This is a genomic window from Streptomyces panaciradicis (assembly GCF_023516615.1).
GTDB classification, from domain to species: Bacteria; Actinomycetota; Actinomycetes; order Streptomycetales; family Streptomycetaceae; genus Streptomyces; species Streptomyces panaciradicis.
In genome coordinates, this window is sequence record NZ_JAMGBF010000318.1 from 1 (window position 1) to 1,167 (window position 1,167).

The following is a 1,167-nucleotide window of genomic DNA, read 5'->3' on the forward strand; positions in this document are numbered from 1 at the left end:
TAGAGGAACATGAAGAACGCGGCCTGGCCGGCCAGCACCACCGCGGACTTGGGCTTGCCCTCGCGCTGGGCGCGCTCCTCCTCCTCGTGCTCGCGCTCCTCCTCTTCCTCCAGCTTGTCCTCGAAGTAGCCGGACAGGCCGCCGACGATCATGTAGGTGATCAGGCCGGCGATGCCGGAGATCAGCACCGTCTGCGCCTTGTCGACGTGCGCGCCGCCGTGCTGGTGGGCGTGGGTGGCGAAGGTGAAGGAGGTGATCAGCAGGACGATCAGGGCGATGCAGACCGACAGCATGTCGACCTTGCCGAGCCTGGCCAGCGGGCGCTCGATCCAGCGCAGCCACTGGATGTCGCGGTCCTCGAAGATGAAGTCCAGGAAGATCATCAGCAGGAACATGCCACCGAAGGCGGCGATCGCCGGGTGGGCGTCGGTGACCAGCTGCTGGTACTGGTCCTTGTCGGTCAGGGCCAGGTTGACGGCGTCGATCGGGTTCAGCTTGGCGGTGACCGCCACGATGACGACCGGGAAGACCAGCCGCATGCCGAACACCGCGATGAGCACGCCGACCGTGAGGAAGATCTTCTGCCAGAAGGCGTTCATCTTCTTCAGGATCCCGGCGTTGACCACCGCGTTGTCGAACGACAGCGAGATCTCGAGGACGGAGAGGATCGCCACGATGCCGAAGGCCTCCCACCCCCCGTAGAAGACCGCAGCGACCAGGCCGAGCGCGGTGACCGCGAACGACCAGCCGAAGGTTTTCAGAAGCACTGGCTACCCAATCCGTACGTGTACGGGTTTCCCCCGTGCCGCACTCGGCTTTACGAAACTTTGAAGCCGAAGTCTAGTCGGCACCCCTTCCTCGCCCACCCTGCCCCGGTCTTTTGCTCATATCGCGTTATGAGACGTTGACCCCGAAGTCCAGCGCGATGCCCCGCAGACCGGACGCGTAGCCCTGGCCGACCGCGCGGAACTTCCACTCGCTCTGGTAGCGGTAGACCTCGCCGAAGATCATCGCGGTCTCGGTGGAGGCGTCCTCGCTGAGGTCGTAGCGGGCGAGCTCCTGCCCGTCGGCCTGGTTGACGACGCGGATGAAGGCGTTGCTGACCTGGCCGAACGTCTGGCCCCGCTCGTCGGCCAGGTGGATGGAGACCGGGAAGACGATCTTGTC

The 1,167-nt window shown here is 65.0% G+C and carries 2 protein-coding genes; both read right to left on the reverse strand.

Annotation, left to right across the window (positions count from 1 at the left end; genetic code table 11):
* Positions 1 to 767, reverse strand: a 767-nt coding sequence (locus M8J74_RS44150; protein ID WP_249841766.1) for a DUF475 domain-containing protein, incomplete at its 3' end; no start/stop codon positions are given.
* Between the two features lie 127 nt (positions 768 to 894).
* The coding region (locus tag M8J74_RS44155) for a TerD family protein (RefSeq protein ID WP_249841767.1) at positions 895 to 1,167 on the reverse strand (273 nt) is incomplete at its 5' end.